General features: G+C 54.9%; 1 rRNA gene. It reads right to left on the bottom strand.

Features of this window, described 5'->3' with window-relative positions:
* Positions 1 to 255: ribosomal RNA gene (locus J5M67_RS28990) — 23S ribosomal RNA — on the bottom strand; the annotation flags it as partial.

A 255-nucleotide genomic window follows, 5' to 3' on the forward strand; every position in this document is an offset into this window, starting at 1 on the left:
CCCGGAGTACCTTTTATCCGTTGAGCGATGGCCCTTCCATACAGAACCACCGGATCACTAAGACCTACTTTCGTACCTGCTCGACGTGTCTGTCTCGCAGTCAAGCGCGCTTTTGCCTTTATACTCTGCGACCGATTTCCGACCGGTCTGAGCGCACCTTCGTACTCCTCCGTTACTCTTTAGGAGGAGACCGCCCCAGTCAAACTGCCCACCATACACTGTCCTCGATCCGGATGACGGACCAGAGTTAGAACC

Source organism: Pseudomonas sp. 30_B, assembly GCF_017491605.1.
Lineage (GTDB): Bacteria > Pseudomonadota > Gammaproteobacteria > Pseudomonadales > Pseudomonadaceae > Pseudomonas.